This is a genomic window from Spirosoma pollinicola, assembly GCF_002831565.1.
Classification (GTDB): domain Bacteria; phylum Bacteroidota; class Bacteroidia; order Cytophagales; family Spirosomataceae; genus Spirosoma; species Spirosoma pollinicola.
Window position 1 is genome coordinate 2,940,320 of the sequence record NZ_CP025096.1, and the last position, 18,298, is coordinate 2,958,617.

At 48.4% G+C, this 18,298-nt stretch carries 20 protein-coding genes; 9 read left to right on the top strand and 11 right to left on the bottom strand.

What is annotated here, in order from left to right:
* Positions 1-57 precede the first annotated feature (57 nt).
* The 4 genes from CWM47_RS12360 (at position 58) to CWM47_RS12375 (ending at position 4,053) form a co-directional block, all read left to right on the top strand.
* The gene (locus CWM47_RS12360; protein ID WP_100988271.1) at positions 58-681 is read left to right on the top strand and encodes a hypothetical protein; all 624 of its coding nucleotides are present in this window, start codon (positions 58-60) and stop codon (positions 679-681) included.
* Positions 682-930: 249 nt separating this feature from the next.
* Positions 931-2,196, top strand: coding sequence for an MDR family MFS transporter (locus tag CWM47_RS12365; RefSeq protein WP_100988272.1), 1,266 nt, complete (start codon positions 931-933; stop codon positions 2,194-2,196).
* Between the two features lie 184 nt (positions 2,197-2,380).
* On the top strand, positions 2,381-3,727 hold the full coding sequence (gene argH, locus CWM47_RS12370; RefSeq protein ID WP_100988273.1) for an argininosuccinate lyase: 1,347 nt from the start codon (positions 2,381-2,383) through the stop codon (positions 3,725-3,727).
* Between the two features lie 107 nt (positions 3,728-3,834).
* The gene (locus CWM47_RS12375; RefSeq protein ID WP_157815956.1) at positions 3,835-4,053 is read left to right on the top strand and encodes a hypothetical protein; all 219 of its coding nucleotides are present in this window, start codon (positions 3,835-3,837) and stop codon (positions 4,051-4,053) included.
* A gap of 88 nt (positions 4,054-4,141) precedes the next feature.
* Here the strand turns inward: CWM47_RS12375 and CWM47_RS12380 are convergent, their stop codons facing one another.
* Positions 4,142-5,005, bottom strand: a complete 864-nt coding sequence (locus CWM47_RS12380) for an SMP-30/gluconolactonase/LRE family protein (RefSeq protein WP_100988275.1) — start codon at positions 5,003-5,005, stop codon at positions 4,142-4,144.
* A gap of 198 nt (positions 5,006-5,203) precedes the next feature.
* Between CWM47_RS12380 and CWM47_RS12385 the strand changes: the two genes are divergently transcribed.
* Positions 5,204-5,413: a hypothetical protein gene (locus CWM47_RS12385; protein WP_100988276.1), complete on the top strand. Its 210-nt coding sequence runs from the start codon at positions 5,204-5,206 to the stop codon at positions 5,411-5,413.
* A gap of 108 nt (positions 5,414-5,521) precedes the next feature.
* Here the strand turns inward: CWM47_RS12385 and CWM47_RS12390 are convergent, their stop codons facing one another.
* Positions 5,522-6,772: an MFS transporter gene (locus CWM47_RS12390; protein ID WP_100993848.1), complete on the bottom strand. Its 1,251-nt coding sequence runs from the start codon at positions 6,770-6,772 to the stop codon at positions 5,522-5,524.
* Between the two features lie 59 nt (positions 6,773-6,831).
* On the opposite strand from CWM47_RS12390, the gene CWM47_RS12395 reads away from it, so the two are divergent.
* Positions 6,832-7,497 (top strand): phosphoribosylanthranilate isomerase, encoded by a 666-nt coding sequence (locus CWM47_RS12395; protein ID WP_100988277.1) that lies wholly within the window; start codon positions 6,832-6,834, stop codon positions 7,495-7,497.
* 72 nt (positions 7,498-7,569) lie between these two features.
* On the top strand, positions 7,570-8,334 hold the full coding sequence (locus tag CWM47_RS12400; RefSeq protein WP_100988278.1) for a hypothetical protein: 765 nt from the start codon (positions 7,570-7,572) through the stop codon (positions 8,332-8,334).
* A gap of 300 nt (positions 8,335-8,634) precedes the next feature.
* On the opposite strand, the gene CWM47_RS12405 is transcribed toward CWM47_RS12400, so the two are convergent.
* The 5 genes from CWM47_RS12405 to CWM47_RS12425 all read right to left on the bottom strand — a co-directional run bounded on the left by CWM47_RS12405 (position 8,635) and on the right by CWM47_RS12425 (position 12,957).
* A complete protein-coding gene (locus CWM47_RS12405; RefSeq protein WP_100988279.1) occupies positions 8,635-9,057 on the bottom strand; it encodes an Hsp20/alpha crystallin family protein in 423 nt (140 codons plus the stop codon).
* 437 nt (positions 9,058-9,494) lie between these two features.
* Positions 9,495-10,256, bottom strand: a complete 762-nt coding sequence (gene madM / locus CWM47_RS12410) for a malonate transporter subunit MadM (RefSeq protein WP_100988280.1) — start codon at positions 10,254-10,256, stop codon at positions 9,495-9,497.
* On the bottom strand, positions 10,244-10,621 hold the full coding sequence (madL, locus tag CWM47_RS12415) for a malonate transporter subunit MadL (protein ID WP_100988281.1): 378 nt from the start codon (positions 10,619-10,621) through the stop codon (positions 10,244-10,246). The genes madM and madL overlap by 13 nt, the downstream gene beginning before the upstream one ends.
* Before the next feature lie 24 nt (positions 10,622-10,645).
* On the bottom strand, positions 10,646-12,136 hold the full coding sequence (locus CWM47_RS12420; protein ID WP_100988282.1) for an acyl-CoA synthetase: 1,491 nt from the start codon (positions 12,134-12,136) through the stop codon (positions 10,646-10,648).
* A 50-nt stretch (positions 12,137-12,186) separates the two neighbouring features.
* On the bottom strand, positions 12,187-12,957 hold the full coding sequence (locus CWM47_RS12425; RefSeq protein ID WP_100988283.1) for an AMP nucleosidase: 771 nt from the start codon (positions 12,955-12,957) through the stop codon (positions 12,187-12,189).
* A 92-nt stretch (positions 12,958-13,049) separates the two neighbouring features.
* Here CWM47_RS12425 and CWM47_RS12430 point away from each other — a divergent pair, with 92 nt between their 5' ends.
* Entirely contained in the window at positions 13,050-13,493 is a 444-nt protein-coding gene (locus CWM47_RS12430) for a type I restriction enzyme HsdR N-terminal domain-containing protein (protein WP_100988284.1), read from the top strand.
* Positions 13,494-13,651: 158 nt separating this feature from the next.
* Here CWM47_RS12430 and CWM47_RS12435 read toward each other — a convergent pair whose 3' ends face one another.
* The 4 genes from CWM47_RS12435 to CWM47_RS12450 form a co-directional block, all read right to left on the bottom strand.
* Positions 13,652-14,221, bottom strand: coding sequence for a YceI family protein (locus tag CWM47_RS12435; RefSeq protein WP_100988285.1), 570 nt, complete (start codon positions 14,219-14,221; stop codon positions 13,652-13,654).
* 54 nt (positions 14,222-14,275) lie between these two features.
* Complete coding sequence (locus tag CWM47_RS12440) at positions 14,276-14,731, bottom strand: MarR family winged helix-turn-helix transcriptional regulator (protein ID WP_100988286.1); 456 nt, start codon at positions 14,729-14,731, stop codon at positions 14,276-14,278.
* A 54-nt stretch (positions 14,732-14,785) separates the two neighbouring features.
* Entirely contained in the window at positions 14,786-16,843 is a 2,058-nt protein-coding gene (locus CWM47_RS12445) for a BamA/TamA family outer membrane protein (protein WP_100988287.1), read from the bottom strand.
* A gap of 188 nt (positions 16,844-17,031) precedes the next feature.
* A complete protein-coding gene (locus CWM47_RS12450; protein ID WP_100993849.1) occupies positions 17,032-17,550 on the bottom strand; it encodes a GNAT family N-acetyltransferase in 519 nt (172 codons plus the stop codon).
* Positions 17,551-17,715: 165 nt separating this feature from the next.
* On the opposite strand from CWM47_RS12450, the gene CWM47_RS12455 reads away from it, so the two are divergent.
* Entirely contained in the window at positions 17,716-18,297 is a 582-nt protein-coding gene (locus tag CWM47_RS12455) for a Maf family nucleotide pyrophosphatase (protein ID WP_100988288.1), read from the top strand.
* The last annotated feature ends 1 nt before the right edge of the window (position 18,298 follow it).

The window sequence follows — 18,298 nt, forward strand, 5'->3', positions numbered from 1 at the left end:
TTTTCGGTTTACAGTTTTCGGACTGTCGGCCAACCGTAACCCGAAAACTGTAAACCGATGATCAATTACCGCTTCTACCCTTCGCTCCTCAACGTGTTTGCGCGCTACCTGCGTGGCGGAAACCTCTCGGCACAGGAACTGATTGACTCCATCAACCGCGTACCAACACCCGGCACAGCCGCCCAGGAGCGTGGCGTTTCGTTTGAAGAGGCTGTTGTGAAAGGCACCAATGAGGAACGCTTCGACCCGGAGCTTATTAAAAAAGTTCGGAAGCTCCTCCCCCGGCCCATTGTCGATACGCAGGTCTATTGCCAATGGGAAATTGACGATGTGCTGTTTTACGGTTATGTCGATCTGATTGGTAAATTCAAAGCTGTCGATTTAAAGACGACGGCTTCCTACCAGCCAAACCGCTTTCTGCACAACCACCAGAATTTATACCTGCATGCCCTCAAGCGTAAAGGCATCAAACTCATGGAATACGTCATTGCCGAATTTCAGCCGGGTGGGCAAGCCGAAGTACATGTGGAAAGTTACTCCCTCACACACCCCATTGACAAACAGCTGGAAGAAATTCGCCTGCTCAAAGCATTTCTGGAAGAACACCGGCCACTAATTACCGACCCCAAAATATTTGTGACACCCGGCGAAGATGCCGACGCAAGACGAAAGTCAAGGTAAACCTATACAGTTTCTAAAGGGCTTCCTTACAAAAACTGGACTCCCCAATTGATGACTAAAATTGGAACACAGATAATACAGATTGAACGGATTTTCACTGCATCAACGGTCAGTCATGAGTTTTATCCGTAAAAATCCGTTCAATCTGTATTATCTGTGTTCCAATTGCTTTGCAAGAATGCCGTATACGGTTTCTAAAAGCCGCCACAGCGTCCCGGCTTGTAGTTCGTTTCGCCGTACCTTCGCGCTATGCTTCAGCGCACTTTCCATCTCTATCAACGTGCTTACAAAGGCCTGTCGCCTTCCGTGTGGCTATTGGCGGGGGTAATGCTCATCAACCGATGCGGCACGATGGTGTTGCCGTTCATGACGCTCTACCTGACGCAGCACTTGCATTACTCCGTTCAGGACACGGGTATTGTGATGGCTATTTATGGCCTCGGTGCGTTTGTCGGAACGTTTTTAGGGGGCCGTCTCACCGACCGGTTTGGCTTTTACTATGTCCAGTTGTTCAGCCTGTTGTTTGGCGGCATGGCTTTGATAGGCTTGCAATTCGTCACTCATTTTTATGCGCTTTGCGGAAGTGTATTTGTTTTTACGCTCTTCGGCGATGCGTTCCGCCCGGCGAATCAGGCCGCTATTGCCCATTATTCAGAAACCGAAACCCGCACCCGCGCTTTCTCCCTGAACCGGTTAGCCATAAACCTGGGCTGGTCGGTGGGAGGTGGACTGGGAGGCTTGATAGCCGGCATAAGTTATAATCTCCTTTTCTGGACGGATGGCCTGACGTGCCTGGCAGCGAGTGTAGTATTATGGCTGTTTTTACCGGTTCCAGCCCGTCAATCAGTTTCTGAGGCAAGCCCAACAGACGATCAGCCAGTTGTTTTAACGAAAGCTCTATCACCTTATCGCGACAAGTGGTTTATTGCTTTCGTCATCTGTTCCTGTCTTTACCTGATGGCTTTCATGCAGTTATTCTCCATTGTGCCTTTGTTTTTTAAGGAGGTCATGCAGATGGACGTAGGCACCATTGGGTTACTAACGTCACTCAATGGAATGATAATTGTTCTTATTGAAATGACGCTGGTTTATAACCTGGAACGGCAGAACTGGTCCAAGATAAACCTGATTGTAGTGGGTGTTATCCTGACGAGTGTCTCTTACGTCACATTAGCCTTAACCAACTGGATTCCCGTTTCTTACATGGCCATTGCGCTGGTATTTATACTTGTAGGAACGTTCAGTGAGATGCTGGCGATTCCCTTTATTCAGTCGTTTACGGTCGAGCGAGCGAGTCCCGCCACACGGGGGCAGTATCTGGCGCTGGCATCCATGAGCGGGGCACTGGCACAGACCTTGTCGCCGGCAATTGGGTCGCAAATCGTTGCCCACTTTGGTTTCTCAATACACTGGCTGGTTATTGCCGGCATCAGCCTGCTATCGGCCGGTGGGTTTTGGTGGTTGGGAAAAACGGCACTCAGCAGGCAGTTTTCAGAGATAGATCCAGTTGTCTAAGAAATTGTCTCCCCAACTTTCTTTACGACCTTTGCAAAAAACGAAAGAGTGAAAGAGCGAAAGAGTGAAAGAGCGGAAGAGTGAGAAAGCGAAGGAGTGATCAAGCCAGTCCACTCTTTCGTCCTTTCGCTCTTTCGCTCTTTCACTCTTTCACTCTTTCGCTCTTTCACTAACTCATTGTCTCTTGAAACTCTGGCAGAAAGAAGGCGTCAGCACCGCCGAACAAATTGAACGTTTCACCGTAGGCCGCGACCGTGAAATGGACCTGTACCTCGCTCCTTTCGATGTACTGGGGAACCTTGCCCACGCTCAAATGCTTGAAACCATTGGCCTGTTGAGCAGTGATGAATTAGGCATGATGACTGATGAATTGAACGTTATTTTTCAGAAAATTCAGGCAGGCGAGTTCAAAATTGAAGACGGTGTCGAAGATGTTCACTCGCAGGTAGAGCTAATGCTAACACGGGTATTGGGCGATGTGGGCAAGAAAATTCACTCAGGCCGGTCGCGCAACGATCAGGTGCTGGTCGATTTAAAACTCTTCACCCGTGATCGACTCTGGCGCGTGGCCGAAGCCGTTCGAACGGTGTTCGATAGGCTGGTGAGCCGCTCGGAGCAACATAAAAATGACCTCCTGCCGGGTTATACCCATCTGCAAATCGCCATGCCATCGTCGTTCGGGCTTTGGTTTGGTGCCTATGCCGAGGCTCTCGCCGACGATATGCTGACGCTGCAAACGGCTTACCGACTGGCTAACCGGAATCCGCTTGGGTCAGGGGCGGGCTATGGCTCGTCGTTTCCGCTCAACCGCACGCTTACCACCGAGTTATTGGGTTTTGAAGGTATGCACGTCAATGTGGTATATGCACAGATGAGCCGGGGGAAAACGGAACAAACGGCACTGACGGCACTGGCTGCCGTAGCCACAACGATCTCGCGCATGGCGATGGATATTTGCCTGTATAACAGCCAGAACTTCGGTTTTCTGGTCCTCCCAGACGCGCTCACAACGGGCAGCAGCATCATGCCGCACAAGAAAAACCCGGATGTAGCGGAATTGCTGCGGGCCAAGACCAACAAAATGAAAGCGTTACCTATGGAAGTAACGCTTGTCATGAGCAACCTGCCCTCCGGCTATCACCGCGATATGCAGTTGCTGAAAGAAATCCTGATGCCCGCCTTCGACGAAATTCTGGATTGCCTGGAAATCGCCGATTTCATGCTGGAACACCTTCAGGTAAAGCCCAATTTGCTGGACGACCCCAAATATGATTTACTCTTCAGCGTCGAACGCGTGAATGAGCTAGTGTTACAGGGCGTTCCCTTCCGCGAAGCCTACCGAACCGTTGGTAAAGAGATTGCCGAACATACCTATAACCCACCCCGCGAACTGCATCATACACACGAAGGCAGCATTGGCAATTTGGGAAATGATTTAATCGAAAACGCCATGAACAAGGCCATGACGGGCTTTGGCGCTGAAAAAGCCCAAACAGCCATTCGGCAGTTGTTAAAGGAGCGTATTGACTGAACTGAACTGAACTTTAAACGCCATATCTTGAAGATATGGCGTTTAAAGTTCAGTTCAGTTCAGTCAATACGCTCCTGCCAAACCAATGGACGCTCAACTCTCACTCTATGAATACGTTACCAGAAGAAACCAGAAATGATTTACGGCGAATTGGCGGAGAATTATCCCGCTTATCATTCGATGTTTTAACCGTTGTTGGCATTGGTGATCAGGACGACCTGAACCACAAGCGATTAACTGAAGTCATGGATCACATAGATCAGGCCCTATCCGGTCTGGCAGAAATTATCACCGGGGGTGAGGACGATGATGAAGAACTAGAGTAGGTTATTGGTGGAGTAAGTGAAGTAGCCAATTGACTATTTAACTACTTCACTTACTCCACCAATCACTTACTTCACCTACCTCACCATTTTACTCAACCCGATAGGCGACTAATGAATTTTTGTAAAACGTTGGAACGATCAACAGTTTTTTGCGGGCAACATAGTCAAGGTCAGCCGCGTTGATTTTCTGCTCACGGGTGTCGAGTAGCTGCTCTTTGGAGCCATCGGCGTTGACATGGAACACCTGACCATTCCAGTCCGACACAAAATAATTTCCTTTTCCCTCTGCCGCGATACCATCAGTAGCCGCCATTCCATCGGCGAGAGTTGTCATCGTTTTCGTCGCTAAGTCCACCGAGCGCAACGCACCGATTTTGGTGCTGCCAACCATGAGTTTATCTTTACCGACGGCTAGCACGCCGTTTGGTTTGTTGAGCTGTTCACCCTCCATCCAGACTTCCCATTTGTCGTCTTTCAGGCGGTAGATTTTATCATTCTGGTTATCAGACACATACACCGTCCCGTCTTTTGCTACGGTCACATCGTTCAGAAACCCTCCCTTTCCAACGGCATCCCACGTTTTTTCGGCCTGTCCATTTTCAGTATTGATGCACACCAGGCGGTATACATCTGTTACATACAGCCGATTTTTGTAGAGGCCCATACCTTTTGGTGCATTTAATCCAGATGTCCACCGCAAATTTTCGATTTTACCATCCAGCGTAACTTTAGAAATAAACCCACTGCCATCGAGTTCGCCAGCTTTGCCATCAATATTAGCTACATACAATGTATTACTACCGTCATAGAGCACTGACTCAGGGGTTCGAAGCGTCGTGTCGGTTTCCCATACTTTCACCAGCTTCATTGGTTTCGGGCGGGCGGATGGCGTTAGGGCCAACAGACTGACACTGCCGACAGCCAGGGATAAAAAAAAGGCAAAGTGTTTCATATTTTGATTGATTATCAGGTGATTAAAAAGTTTTGAAAAAAAATAGTTGCATCATGCCGTGTTAAGTATTGGCTCTTGTTGTCTATGCAAAAGGAAAAATATAATTTTTCTAACCAGTTGGTAACTGGCCATCTTTCCTTTAAAAACAATAGAATAACTGGGGTGTTTAAAAAACTCGCACGTTAACAACAACAGGTTATGAAAACTCCACAATTACGCTCTACAGAGGGGCCAACACCGACCGACCAACTTAAAGCAAGTATCCGGGATATGATCCGGCTGCAACGTGATTACCAGATTTCGGATGAATTATTCTGGGAGATTTTTAACACCCGTGTGCTGCTCAACGAGCAGATAGATATAGACGAATTTATATGCGATTTTCATCGGTTGCCTGCCTACGCCTGATTGCTCATTCAGGGAATGAAGAGTGTAGAGTGAACAATGAAGAATAAAAGACTGATTGCCTGTATTTTATTCTTCATTATTCACTCTACACTCTTCATTATCTAAAGTTTAGCTCAATCGAACGGCAAATAAAGCTTTCGACTTGGCGTACACGTACCCGACAACAACCAGTGTAACTACGCCCCCCAGCATAACAGAAGGAACCGTGCCCAGTAATCGGGCAAGCAGTCCAGATTCAAACGCACCTATTTCGTTCGATGAACTGACGAACATGCCGTTTACAGCGGCTACACGTCCGCGCATGTGATCGGGCGGAAAAATTTGCAGAATCGTTTGACGGATAATTACACTGACACTGTCGAAAGCGCCTGTCAGGCCAAGCATAATCAACGACAGATAAAAATTTGTCGATAGGGAAAATACGATTGTCGCTACGCCAAAACCGGCCACCGCCAGCAGCATATTTCGCCACGCATTATGGGTAGGCGGATGTTTGGTCATGTAGGCCATAGTCAGTAGCGCCCCAACAGATGGAGCGGCCCGCAAAAAGCCCAGACCTTCGGCACCTACTTTCAGAATGTCTTCGGCAAAGACCGGCAAAATGGCCACGACGCCCCCAAACAACACAGAGAACAAATCGAGCGAAATAGCGTAGAGAACGATCTGGGTTTTAAACACGAACCGGAACCCTTCTTTCAGGCTTTCACTGAGCTTCAGCACCGGCAAGTCATTGACAGGCATAGGCTTGCGATCAATGAGCGAAATCAACACGAAGCAAACAACAAGCAGGGCAATCACGGCAATCAGGCTATTGTCAAAGCCAACCCAACTGTATAAAAACCCGGCCAACCCCGGCCCTATTATGGCGCCTGCCTGCCAAAACGAACTACTCCAGGTAGCCGAGTTTGGATAGAGTTCGCGCGGTACTAAAAACGGCTTTAGCGAAGAACTGGCAGGAGAATAAAACCCTTTAGCGGTTCCAATCAGCATAAGTACCCCATAAATAGTAGCCAGCCGTGCCGTTTGCGACAACCCTACCGCCACAGAGGGCTGAAAAACCAGATACAGAATAACTGACCCTAACAGAATAACCAGCAAACTCCATTGCAGAATTCGCTTCTTATCCCGACGGTCGGCCAGGTGGCCCCCAAACAGGGATAGCGCAATAAACGGAATCGCTTCGGCAAGGCCAACCAGCCCCAGCATCAGCGGATCATGAGTCATTTTATACAATTCATACCCCAGCGTAACCTCCTGAATCAGCAGCGTAGCCGTAATCAGGAAACTGTTCATTACGAAATAACGAAATTCAGGAATTCGGAGGGATGCGAAAGTGTCGACCGGGGACTGTTGAGCCATACTGTTGTCGGCGTATACTATATTTACCGCCTGAGTGTTTGATTTATCAACCCAAAACCATGCAAGCTCCGTTCCGAACAAGGGTTAAAATTTGTTGCATCAGCAGTCTTGAAGAAGCCCAGCTAGCGATTCGTCTGGGTGCCGATGCGCTTGGTCTGGTGGGCCGTATGCCCAGTGGACCCGGTGTAGTGGGCGATGAACTGGCTGCACAAATTGTTCAGGCCACGCCCCCGCCCCTGGCTACATTCATGCTCACCAGCGAAACGAATGTGGCCGACATTCTGGCCCATCAGCAGCGTGTAGGGGCCAACACCATCCAGCTCGTAGACGCTGTTCCTGCCGACACCTACGCCCAGCTTCATGCCGCGCTACCGACTGTAAAAGTGGTTCAGGTTATTCATGTCATTGACGAAAAAAATGTTACCGAAGCGTTGCTTGCCGTTCAGTATGGAGTCGATGCCCTGCTTCTCGACTCAGGCAACCCTACTCTGGCGGTGAAAGAACTGGGCGGCACCGGGCGGGTTCATAACTGGCAGGTAAGCCGACAAATCGTGGAGCAATCGCCAGTACCGGTGTTTCTGGCGGGTGGTTTGAACCCGACCAACGTTCGGGAAGCGATTAATGCAGTGCACCCTTATGGCCTTGACATTTGCAGTGGTGTGCGAACGAATGGGCAGTTGGATGCGCAGAAACTGGAAGCGTTTATGCATGCGATAAATCCTTAGTTTTACTGAAACGAAACCGTACTCGCCGGGTTATTCATTCATTGTTGGTTCCTGAACCTAAACGGCTTACTCATGCGCAGTCTCACAATTCAGATACCGCAGCCCTGCCACGAACGGTGGGACGACATGCAACCGAACGAACAAGGTCGATTCTGTGCCAGTTGCCAGAAAACGGTAGTTGATTACACGGCATTATCGGATCAGGAATTGGTGCGATTGCTTAGTAAGACATCGGGAAGCAGTTGCGGGCGCCTTCGGAACGAACAACTGGATCGACCTCTGGGGTTGGCAAACCCGTCCATCGCTTCCAGTTGGCGGCATTGGGTCGGACTGCTCACGATGAGCTTGTTCGGCTGGCAAACGGCAAGGGCGCAACTTAATCCGGCCAGAAAACCAGCCCAACCAGCGTCTATACGACCAGACTTTGCTGTCAATACGCTTCCTGCACGAACGAGTGCGTCTCCTCCAACGAAGATGGATATTGTAGGGCGGGCCATGCTAATGGACTCCGCTGGAAACCTGTCACCGGCTTTGGAAGCGTATGTATCTATTTCGCTTCATGGCGAGAATTGGCAAACACAAACGGATAGCACCGGTGCATTCAGCCTTCAGGTTCCTGGTCAACTACAGGTTACAGACCTTAAAATTCAGGTGATGACACCAGGGCGGGCGTCAGGAAATAGTACGTTCAGCGTATCACCGTCAACGTGTTCGGTTGTATTGAATGACATTGTGCTACAGAAACCTATGGCTCCACGAACGATCTCTACTGGGGGTCTGGTCCTCATTAAAACACCTTCCCGCTGGCAGAAGTTGACGCGTAAATTATTCAAATAAACGCGATCTATGAGATTTTGACCGCATAGCGGTCGAACGTTTGTAGAAAAAATTCCAGTTGAGTTAACTAGCGTGCCGTAGGTACGCCACCTTTGGCCATTGTTGCGTACCTACGGCACGCTAGTTAACTCAACTGGAATTTTTTCTACAAACATGTCGTACCTACGGCACTTAAACGAGTAATAATCAGACATGAAACCTCATAGTTAGCGTTAAATAAGAACATCTCTTTTCATGACCTCTAAAAAACAAAAACGCCCGAACCAATTGGCCCGGGCGTTTCAATTCTGCCGATTACCCTTAGGCTACGACAATTTCTTTAACTAATTTCTCTTCTTTCACTTCCACTTTAGGCAATTCAACAGTTAGAATTCCATCTGTGTAAGCGGCTTTGATTGCGTCGGCATTAACCGTTTTTGGTAATTTAAACGCACGTTCAAATGAATTTAAGCTGAACTCGTGCCGGGTAAATTTGTCGGCGGTTTCTTCTGTTTTCGCTTCCGATTGATAGCCAATCGTCAGTTTGTTATTTTCCACGTTGATCTTCAAATCTTCTTTTTTCAAGCCGGGAGCGGCCAGTTCAAGAAGGAATGCCGTTTCGGTTTCTTTCACGTTCACGGCTGGTACGTTAGGCGTCGTGTTCTGATACCGATTGATAACGGGACGGCTATAAAAAGGGTTGAAAAAGGTAGGGAGGTTATTATATCGAACTAAGGTTGCCATGTTCTTATTTATTTTAGTAGGTTGTTTATTGTCAAACACAAACAGCCTTGCTCAAATGGCGTACCAAATCTAAAACTTTAACTAATGCTGTCAGTTTGTCTTAATTAGTTCAATAACGGGTAAATTATACTGTCATTTTGGCGCATTTTTGAGAATTACGGTGAAATTCTAATGATAAAATGTCTTACCTGCTGGCATTACGTTTTTTAGGTTTTTGTCATGGCTCCGGCCACCCGGACCGACGAAGAAGGGATCTTCGGATGAGACGAAGTGCTCCAATTTACCGAAGATCCCTCCTTCGTCGGTCCGGGTGGCCGGAGCCGTGACAAAAACACAGGACCACAAAAAGCCTAAATAAACTCATTACAATTCATCACTGAACTTCTGCATAAGCACAATTCATTACACCTACTCCACTCACTTCACCATAATGGCTCTCAGCCAACAATAACCTTCACCAGTAAATACAAAATGGATGGGCAAAGTAAACAGCCCAGGCCTGTATAAAACGTGGCTGTCATGGCTCCATACGGAACAAGTTTTGGGTCTGTGGAAGCCAGCCCTGCCGCTACCCCACTTGTGGTGCCGATTAAACCGCCAAAGACCATAGCCGTTGCCGGATTATTTAACCCGATAACCCGTGCAACGAGGGGTGTACAAATAGTAATGGCGATCGATTTCACGAGACCGGTAGCTATACTTATGGCGATCACGTCAGACGATGCACCAATGGCGGCACCCGTTACGGGCCCAACAACGAATGTGCAGGCTCCAGCCCCAATGGTTGTGATACTTATCGCATCCCTATACCCCATGAAATAAGCAATGGTAGCTCCAGTAAAGAAAGTAAGTATCACGCCAACAAAAAGCGAAATGATACCCGCCAGGCCCGTTTTCCTGACAACGACGAAACTGACGCCCATAGCCGTTGACACAATAGCGAAATCGCGGAACATGGCGCCCCCCATCAGCTCGAACCCACTTAATTCTTTTATGTCGGCGATACCTTTGCTCCCGCCAGAAACAACACCCCCTATATACGCTAGTACCAACCCAAGAAAGATAGCGATGGCCGATCCCGGAATTTTTTTGCGGGTCAGTTTCTCCGACAGGAAATCGGATGAGTACATAATCAGGCCTACCGATAGAAATGCCACGACCAACCCATTTTTGGCCAGGAGAGTTGTTATATACTCCATTCTTCCGGTGTTTTCAGCGAGATTCTAGTAATAGACGGAACGAGAAACAGACAGATAGCCACGGGTATAATCCCGGCGGCAAGAGCAATCAGGCCGCTCGACAAGGCCACCCGAACATTTTGAGTAGCCGACATTGCGACAATAACGGGAATGTACATTTTACTCCAGAACAGGATTCCACTTTCCATTTCGGGATGAAGACTATCCCGTTTTTCGAACCAGTTTTGTGCGAAAACAAGCAGCAGCATGGCAAATCCAACGCCCCCCACATTCGCATTAATATGGATAAGCCTACCCAGGGTTTCGCCCAGCAGTTGACCCGCAATAAAACAGCCCGCTAAAAGGGCAACACCTCTGATAAGCATCGGGATTGATAGTTAATTCGGGCCTTAAAATAGTTTCTTCAAGTCATTTTTTGTGACCTTCCCCATAGCGTTGCGCGGGAGATCGTCCACTATAAGATACTGCCGGGGTACTTTATAAGCGGGCATTAATTCACGAATCCAGGCATTCAGCAGGCTGGTATCGAGCGCTGTGTCATTGACAACGAGGGCCGCAACAACCAGTTCTCCCCACTCTTCGTTGTCCACGCCCACCACGCTGCAATCGCTGATTTGGGGATGGGTTCGTAATACTTCTTCTATTTCCAAAGCCGAGATTTTGTAGCCGCCCGATTTGATAATGTCAATTGAACTTCGTCCCAGTATTTTATAATATCCGTCATCCTGCACGGCGACATCGCCCGTTTTAAACCAACCATCGGCCGTAAACGTCGCTTCGGTGGCGTCTGGTTTACGCCAGTATTCCTGAAAAACGTTTGCTCCTTTCACCTGAATTTCGCCGGCATCGCCCGGAGCCACCTCCTGGTTTTGCTCATCGACCAACCGAATGGTTACACCCGGCAATGCCTGCCCAATATGCCCTGCGCGTCGTTCGCCCAGATAAGGGTTACTTATGGCCATACCGATTTCGGTCATGCCGTAGCGTTCCAGCAACCTGTGCCCGCTGATGGTTTCCCATTTTTCCATCACAGAAACAGGCAAAGCCGCCGACCCGGACACCATTAGCCGGAAGGTCGTCATACTGGCCTTTAATGCTTTCTGCTGTTCGTCGGGCAGGCTGTCGAAATAGGCGATCAGTTTAAAATAAATGGTCGGCACGGCCATAAACAGGCCGCTCACAGGCTGTAAGGCCGTCTTTGTGAACCAGTCAAATACTCGTTCGGCAGAAAAATTTGGCAAAAACTCAACCGTTCCTCCCGCCCATAGGGTACATGAAATTACATTTATAATTCCATGTACATGGTGGAGTGGTAACACACACAAAATAGTATCCTGATCTGAATACGCCCAGGCATATACGAGAGTAGATACCTGCGCTTCGATGTTAGCATGTGTCGTCACCACGCCTTTGGGCAGATTCGTGGTACCACTTGTATAGAGAATCATAGCCCGACGGGTGGGTTCCAATTTCGGCAAAACACTAGCTAGTTGCGTTTGAGACTCCCCTACTACAATAAATCGTATGTTATTCAACTCCGAATATGCCTTCAGGACAGGCTCGAACTCGGGGGATACAACGATGATTTCCGCCTGAGTGTCCTCAATTACATACTGTAGCGACGCCAGTGGATACGTTATGCAAAGCGGTACGGCAATGCCGCCAGCCAACCAGATACCCCATTGAGTACGTACATAATCAAAGCCCGGCAGCACCATAAAAGCGACCCTGGCTTCCAGTAAATCAGCTCGATCCTCCAGTAGTATACTCGCAAACTGGTGCGAAGCTTCCTGCAAATCATGATAACTATATGACCTGTTATTGGCAACAATAGCTGTTTTAGCCGGTTTGATAGGTTGACGTCGTAAGAGCGATAGCATCAGTATTTAATTAACGTACTTGCATTCATAAAATGAACATCGGCTCCTATCTACTCAAATCGCAAATGCTTCACCGAATCGCCGGATGATTCGAGTTCGAGCAGGGCGTCGATACCAATTTCCAAGTGAACATTCACGAACTGGCCCGTTACCCGCTTATCACTCTCTTCGGTTTTGACGCCTTCCGGCACTAATGGGTTGTCGGATACCAGCAACAGAGCGCCGTGGGGAATGGAGTTCACAAAGCCAACGGTGAAAATAGTTGCCGTTTCCATGTCAATTGCCATTGTCCGAATTTCGCGCAGGTAATCTTTAAATTGTTCGTCATGTTCCCATATGCGCCGGTTGGTCGTGTACACCGTGCCGGTCCAGTAATCCAGCTCGTATCGTTTGATGGTCGATGAAACCGCCCGTTGCAGTCGGAACGATGGCAAGGCCGGAATTTCGGGGCGCATGTAATCGTTGCTGGTCCCCTCCCCCCGAATGGCGGCAATGGGCAGCACCAGGTCGCCGATCTGCGTTTTTTTCAACCCGCCACATTTACCTAAAAACAAAACAGCTTTGGGGTTAACAGCCGACAGCAAGTCCATTACGGTGGCTGCCATTGCACTACCCATGCCAAAATTTATAATGGTAATATTATTGGCCGTAGCCGTTTGCATGGCTCGGCCCATACCAAAAATTTCTACATCGAACTTTTTAGCAAATAGATCGACATAGTTTATGAAGTTAGTCAGCAAAATATATTCGCCGAAATTTTCAATAGGGGTTCCCGTGTAGCGCGGCAACCAGTTCTGAACGATTTCTTCTTTTGTTTTCATTTTTAAAGAGTGAATGAGTGAAAGAGCGAATGGAAGATTAAAAAGATTCGCTCTTTCACTCATTCGCTCTTTCGCTCTTTTATCTTTGAGGTATGGTTGCGCTGAACCTCCCGACTTTTGACTGTAAAATTAAACAAGTCGAAGGGAAACCCTACATTTTCGATTCATTACGCCGGAAGTACGTCCGGCTCTCGCCCGAAGAGTGGGTTCGGCAGCATATTGTCAATCTGCTGCTGACTCATTATGCCTATCCCAAATCTCTTATTCGCACCGAAGGAGGACTAATCCTGAACCAGACCCAAAAAAGGACAGATGTGGTGGTCTTCGACCGGCAGGGGCAGCCTTTTCTGGTGGTTGAATGCAAGGCTCCCCATATTCCATTGACCCAGTCGGTATTCGATCAGATTGCCCGCTACAACCACGTACACAAGGCTCCCTACCTAGTCATTTCCAACGGCCTGACACACTACTGCTGCGGCATTGATCACAACACGGCCGATGTGCAATTTCTGGACGATTTCCCGGCATTTATGTAGCGTGGTTTTATGTAACGTGGCAGGAATGCCGCGTAGCTGTAGGCTAACAAGTATAAGTACTATTTCAGCCTACAGCTACGCGGCATTCCTGCCACGCTACATGAAAAACCCCCGGCACCGTTGGGTGTCGGGGGTTTATATACATACGGCAGTGTAAATTAGTTAGCCTTAACAAGCTCACCACTGGCGCGGATCGAGATTTCGTCGCTAACAACAGCCGCAGGAACCGTACCTAACGTAAAGTCAGCACGTTTCACTTCGCCAGTTACTTTAAAACCAGCTAAGGTTTTCTTGTTTTGTGGGTTGGTAACAGGACCGGTGATAACCGCATCAAGCGTTACTGGCTTGGTTACACCGTGCATCGTCAGGTCGCCCATCAGTTTGTATTTGTTGCCCGATACTTTGCTGATCGACTTGCTCTTGAATTCCAGGGTTGGATATTTAGTTGCGTCGAAGAAATCGGGGCTTTTCAGGTGACCGTCGCGTTTTTCCTGGTTCGTGTTGACGCTGCTTACATCGGCAGTCAAGTCGATTTTAGCATCCGTAAAGTCAGCCTTCTCCGATGTCATTTTAACATCGAAATTCTGGAATTTACCATCAACTTCAGACAACATCATGTGTGTTACTGTGAAGCCTAAGTTAGAGTGCGCTTTGTCAAGCGTCCAGTTCTGAGCAAAAGCGCCTACCGAAGCGAACATCAGTGCAGCGATCATGGTTACTTTTTTCATTGGTTTGTAGATTAATAAATGGAAAATAGGTAAAAGTACTACAGGTAAAGTAAGTTAAGCCCGCAACTGATCGAGCAGTTGACTAAGGGTTGCGGCATCATCGGCAGTCAGTTTTTCCTGCAACAGCAAATCCCATTTGGCCTGCCGGGCATCTAACTGGGTCAGCAAATCAAGGCCCTTCTCCGTAATGATCACATCAACGGCCCGGCGGTCACTTGGGCATTCTGTACGTAAGACAAGTTTCTTGGCAACCAACTTGTCGACCAATCGGGACGCGTTCGACATTTTATCGAGCATGCGCTCCGTGATGTCCGATACTTTGATTGGGTCGGGAAACTGTCCACGAAGAATCCGCAACACATTATATTGCTGTAACGTGAGCTTAAACGGCTTCAATAGTTGCGTCTGGCTGCCAGCCAGCCAGTTGCTGGTATATATTAAATTCACAATCACCCGATGATATGAGGATTTGAATGGCGTGCTCTGTTTGATGTCAGTTTCTATAGACATGCCACAAATATAATGTATATGTATTTAATGTTCCTACATTATATGCAATTATTTTTAACGATACGGTACGATCTGGGGCGCGGATAAATCGAAATCGCGCAGTCTCAGGATTGGAATCCCTTCGAACGACTGGCGAAAAGGAATTGTATTTCCCGGAATATTCGGGTAATATGTGAGTCGGATTTGAAAACTATTGAATGTCAGGTTTTCATTCCGGAGTCTAAAGCCAATGCCATACCCCTGATACAAAGGGCTGCTCAGCAACGGGCGCTCGGGAAAAGTGGTCAGGCCAAGGTTGACGAACGTGACGAAAGCAACCCGAAACCCAACAAGATTCAAGCGCGAAAACAGAACATTTTCGTAGTTAATCAACCAGCGTTTCGTGCCTCGCAAAGCATCGCTGTTAATACCGATACCATCCGTCGTGATCCCCCCGCCACTGCTACCCAGGGTAATATATTCGTTCGAAAAGCGGCCAATACCGGTAGTGTACCGGGTATTGAAAAAGTGGCGCATGTTTCCCCACTTCGTTTTCATCAATGAACTAAAAAAATTGGATTCGAACGAAACAACGCCCTGCTCAATTCGACTATTCCGAATGTAGCCACCCATATTGACCAGTCCATACACATACCCGAGACCACGCACATACCTACCCTGCGAAAAATTCAGCCCTGTATACAGTCGTTGCCCCAATTCGGCGTTATCAAAACCAATAACGCCCGCCACCGTTTCGCCGATAGGAACGTCTTCTGTACGGCCAAACCCGTAAATCAATACATCCCGAACGTATTTACGCCGGGAGAAACCCATGCTAAACAGGGTCGTTCGGCTATCCTGATAAACCTGGTTTGTATCGGCCGTTACATTGGGACGTGTTTTGTAGGTATAGCTTGTATTACGTAAGGCCACAATGAGTCGCGAACGCCCTTTTTCGTCAGAATCGCGTTGTCTATAGAATAATCGAAAGGAACGGCCAATCCAGATGTCGGAATAATTATAACTGAGTGGAACCAGCAATACGCTGTCGTTTCGGGTAACAAGCCGATTGTTGATCTGGGTATGATTCAGCTCAATTGACCCGGCATATTTCATGTCGGGGGTTAAAAATGGGCGATATAACTTAACAGATGCCTGTTTCAAATCGCGCAGATACAGCAGGCTGGCTTCGGCAGTCAGGAAGGTTTTGCCGATAAACGGAACAGTATACCGCCCCTGGTATTCTACTTTCTGACGCGGATCGGTACCCGAATACGCCACCTGCGCAAACAGGTGATGTCCCAACCCCCTAAAATTGAGCTGATCGAAGCCAAGACTAAAATTGGTTAAGCCGCCAAAACCACCATTGGGCAAGAGTGACCAGACATCCTGAGTAATGACATAGACATCGACAAACTGCTTACTATTTGGCCTTGGCAAGACCAGAATACGGGCATCGTGGAAGATGGATGTAGTACGCAATAGTCGTTCATTGTCACGAAGCACGTTCGGGTCGAGCACATCGCCTTGCCGGAACAGTAAATATGAATTACGGATAACATGCTCGCGGGTGTTGAAGTGAAGGCGGTTACCTGTGCGTTCAACCCAGTTGGCGGGTTTACGCAGGGTGTCATACACTGTTTGGCCAAATACGCCGAGTCGTTTGATATAAATATCACCAATAATTTTCCCTTCAAATGCCTTAAACGGATTCACTTCAATCTGGTTGACCTCACCCGTTTTTGCCCGGCTGTTATACACATCCTGAAAAACAAGATCGTACAATTGGTGGGTTAGCCGGTGTTTATACATTCTGGTTTTCAGGCGGCTGTAAAAAACACTGTCACGCTGTTGGGCTAAACTGTCGGCTACGGAGCTGGCGCGAATAGTGGCTAGTGAATGAATCAGCGCCAAAGAATCTACGGCCATTTGCCGGATAGGCTGATGCCCCAGGGTGTCTATCTGTAATAGAGTAGGTGCTACGGGCGCAGGGGCCAGCTCTTTCGTGACGGGATTCTTTACGCGGGTATCCTGCTGAGCTACTGCGTTATATGAGTATCCGGATATGAGTGCCAGCCACACCCAGAAAGGATGCAAGCGAGACCAACGCACGACCAGATACAAATTTTCCATTGATACAAAAACGACAATTAGAACGCTGCCGATACAAATGGTTTAATAGGGGTGTCTACCCCACCCCAACCCCTCCCGGCACCGGCCGCCCGGCTTGAAATAAGGGGAGGGGCTAAAAGAGACTAGCAATAGCCCCTCCCCTTATTTCAAGCCGGGCGGCCGGTGCCGGGAGGGGGTGGGGTAATTACTTAGTATAACTGTTTCTGAAGCCAATAATCCCGCTGGCGTTCTGAACCGAATTGAAAATAGTGAAAGCCAAAGCGCTCAAAACCCATCTTCTTGTAAAACTCGATGGCCCGTTCGTTTCGCTCCCACACGCCAAGCCAGACGGCATCGTACCCCTGTGCCTTTGCCCAGTCAATACAATGATTCAGTAGCGTTCGCCCCTGCCCCTGCCCTATTTGCGACGCTAACAGGTAAATGCGCTGGATTTCTATGGCATTACGTAATTTCATCCGTCTTGGTGGCGCGTGCTTCCGTAATTTTGCATAACCAACGGGTGTGCCATCCGGTGAGACCATCAAAAAAAATGTCGAACGGAAGTCTGCCAGTTCCGTATCCAGAATGGGCTGTGTAATAGCCGACTCAATGTATTCGTCAACTAGGTCGGCAGGATTGTGGGGCGGCCCGAAGGCTTCGCGCATAGTTACGGCCGAGAGGTCTGTAAGGATTGCCGCGTCGGCAAGGGTAGCAAGTCGGATAGACAAAGGATGTATGATGTATAGTGTATGATGTATAATAATCAAATCGCCTGCTAAGGTGATCATTTACGAATATAAGTGGAAATTTGCCCGTGTCATTCCCAATACCAACCGAATAACTTCTACAAGCACTCCCCACACATCTTTCATTATTCATTATTCATTATTCCTGTGCTAGCATTACGTTACCCTTTGATACTCGCGTCGGGTTCGCCCCGTCGGAAGCAGCTCATGACCGATGCTGGCTTTTTGTTCACGATCGAAACGCGCCCAACCGATGAGCTATTTCCAGATACCATGCCTGCCGATGAGGTAGCCGAATACCTGGCCCGCCAGAAAGCTGAACAGTTTCTGAACGATGGCCAGCCATCCGAACGGATTGTTCTTTGTGCCGATACGGTGGTCATTCTGGATAACCAGATTCTGAACAAACCGCAGGACGAAGCCGATGCTCGCCGAATGCTCCAGGCCCTGTCGGGGCAAACGCACCGCGTTCGTACAGGCGTGGCAATTTTGTCGCCTACGGGTTTGCACTCATTTACGGATGAAACAGTCGTTCAGTTTGCAACCCTGACCAACGAGGAGATCACCTATTACATCCGGGAATGTAAACCGTTCGACAAAGCCGGTTCGTACGGTGCACAGGATTTTATTGGTCTGGTAGGTATTGAGCGGCTGGAAGGCTCGTTCTACACGGTTATGGGATTGCCCACACACCGCGTTTACCAGGCATTGAAAGCGTACGTGAGATAGG

Excerpts from the sequence above, each read along its gene's own strand:
- CWM47_RS12365 (WP_100988272.1), top strand. The coding sequence starts at position 931 with ATGCTTCAGCGCACTTTCCATCTCTATCAACGTGCTTACAAAGGCCTG.
- CWM47_RS12425 (WP_100988283.1), bottom strand. The coding sequence starts at position 12,957 with ATGAAAACAAAAGAAGAAATCGTTCAGAACTGGTTGCCGCGCTACACG.
- CWM47_RS12390 (WP_100993848.1), bottom strand. The coding sequence starts at position 6,772 with ATGGCTCAACAGTCCCCGGTCGACACTTTCGCATCCCTCCGAATTCCT.
- CWM47_RS12405 (WP_100988279.1), bottom strand. The coding sequence starts at position 9,057 with ATGGCAACCTTAGTTCGATATAATAACCTCCCTACCTTTTTCAACCCT.
- CWM47_RS12435 (WP_100988285.1), bottom strand. The coding sequence starts at position 14,221 with ATGAAAAAAGTAACCATGATCGCTGCACTGATGTTCGCTTCGGTAGGC.
- CWM47_RS12400 (WP_100988278.1), top strand. The coding sequence starts at position 7,570 with ATGCGCAGTCTCACAATTCAGATACCGCAGCCCTGCCACGAACGGTGG.
- CWM47_RS12360 (WP_100988271.1), top strand. The coding sequence starts at position 58 with ATGATCAATTACCGCTTCTACCCTTCGCTCCTCAACGTGTTTGCGCGC.
- CWM47_RS12385 (WP_100988276.1), top strand. The coding sequence starts at position 5,204 with ATGAAAACTCCACAATTACGCTCTACAGAGGGGCCAACACCGACCGAC.
- CWM47_RS12395 (WP_100988277.1), top strand. The coding sequence starts at position 6,832 with ATGCAAGCTCCGTTCCGAACAAGGGTTAAAATTTGTTGCATCAGCAGT.
- CWM47_RS12375 (WP_157815956.1), top strand. The coding sequence starts at position 3,835 with ATGAATACGTTACCAGAAGAAACCAGAAATGATTTACGGCGAATTGGC.
- CWM47_RS12440 (WP_100988286.1), bottom strand. The coding sequence starts at position 14,731 with ATGTCTATAGAAACTGACATCAAACAGAGCACGCCATTCAAATCCTCA.
- CWM47_RS12445 (WP_100988287.1), bottom strand. The coding sequence starts at position 16,843 with ATGGAAAATTTGTATCTGGTCGTGCGTTGGTCTCGCTTGCATCCTTTC.
- CWM47_RS12430 (WP_100988284.1), top strand. The coding sequence starts at position 13,050 with ATGGTTGCGCTGAACCTCCCGACTTTTGACTGTAAAATTAAACAAGTC.
- CWM47_RS12420 (WP_100988282.1), bottom strand. The coding sequence starts at position 12,136 with ATGCTATCGCTCTTACGACGTCAACCTATCAAACCGGCTAAAACAGCT.
- madL (WP_100988281.1), bottom strand. The coding sequence starts at position 10,621 with ATGCTTATCAGAGGTGTTGCCCTTTTAGCGGGCTGTTTTATTGCGGGT.
- CWM47_RS12380 (WP_100988275.1), bottom strand. The coding sequence starts at position 5,005 with ATGAAACACTTTGCCTTTTTTTTATCCCTGGCTGTCGGCAGTGTCAGT.
- madM (WP_100988280.1), bottom strand. The coding sequence starts at position 10,256 with ATGGAGTATATAACAACTCTCCTGGCCAAAAATGGGTTGGTCGTGGCA.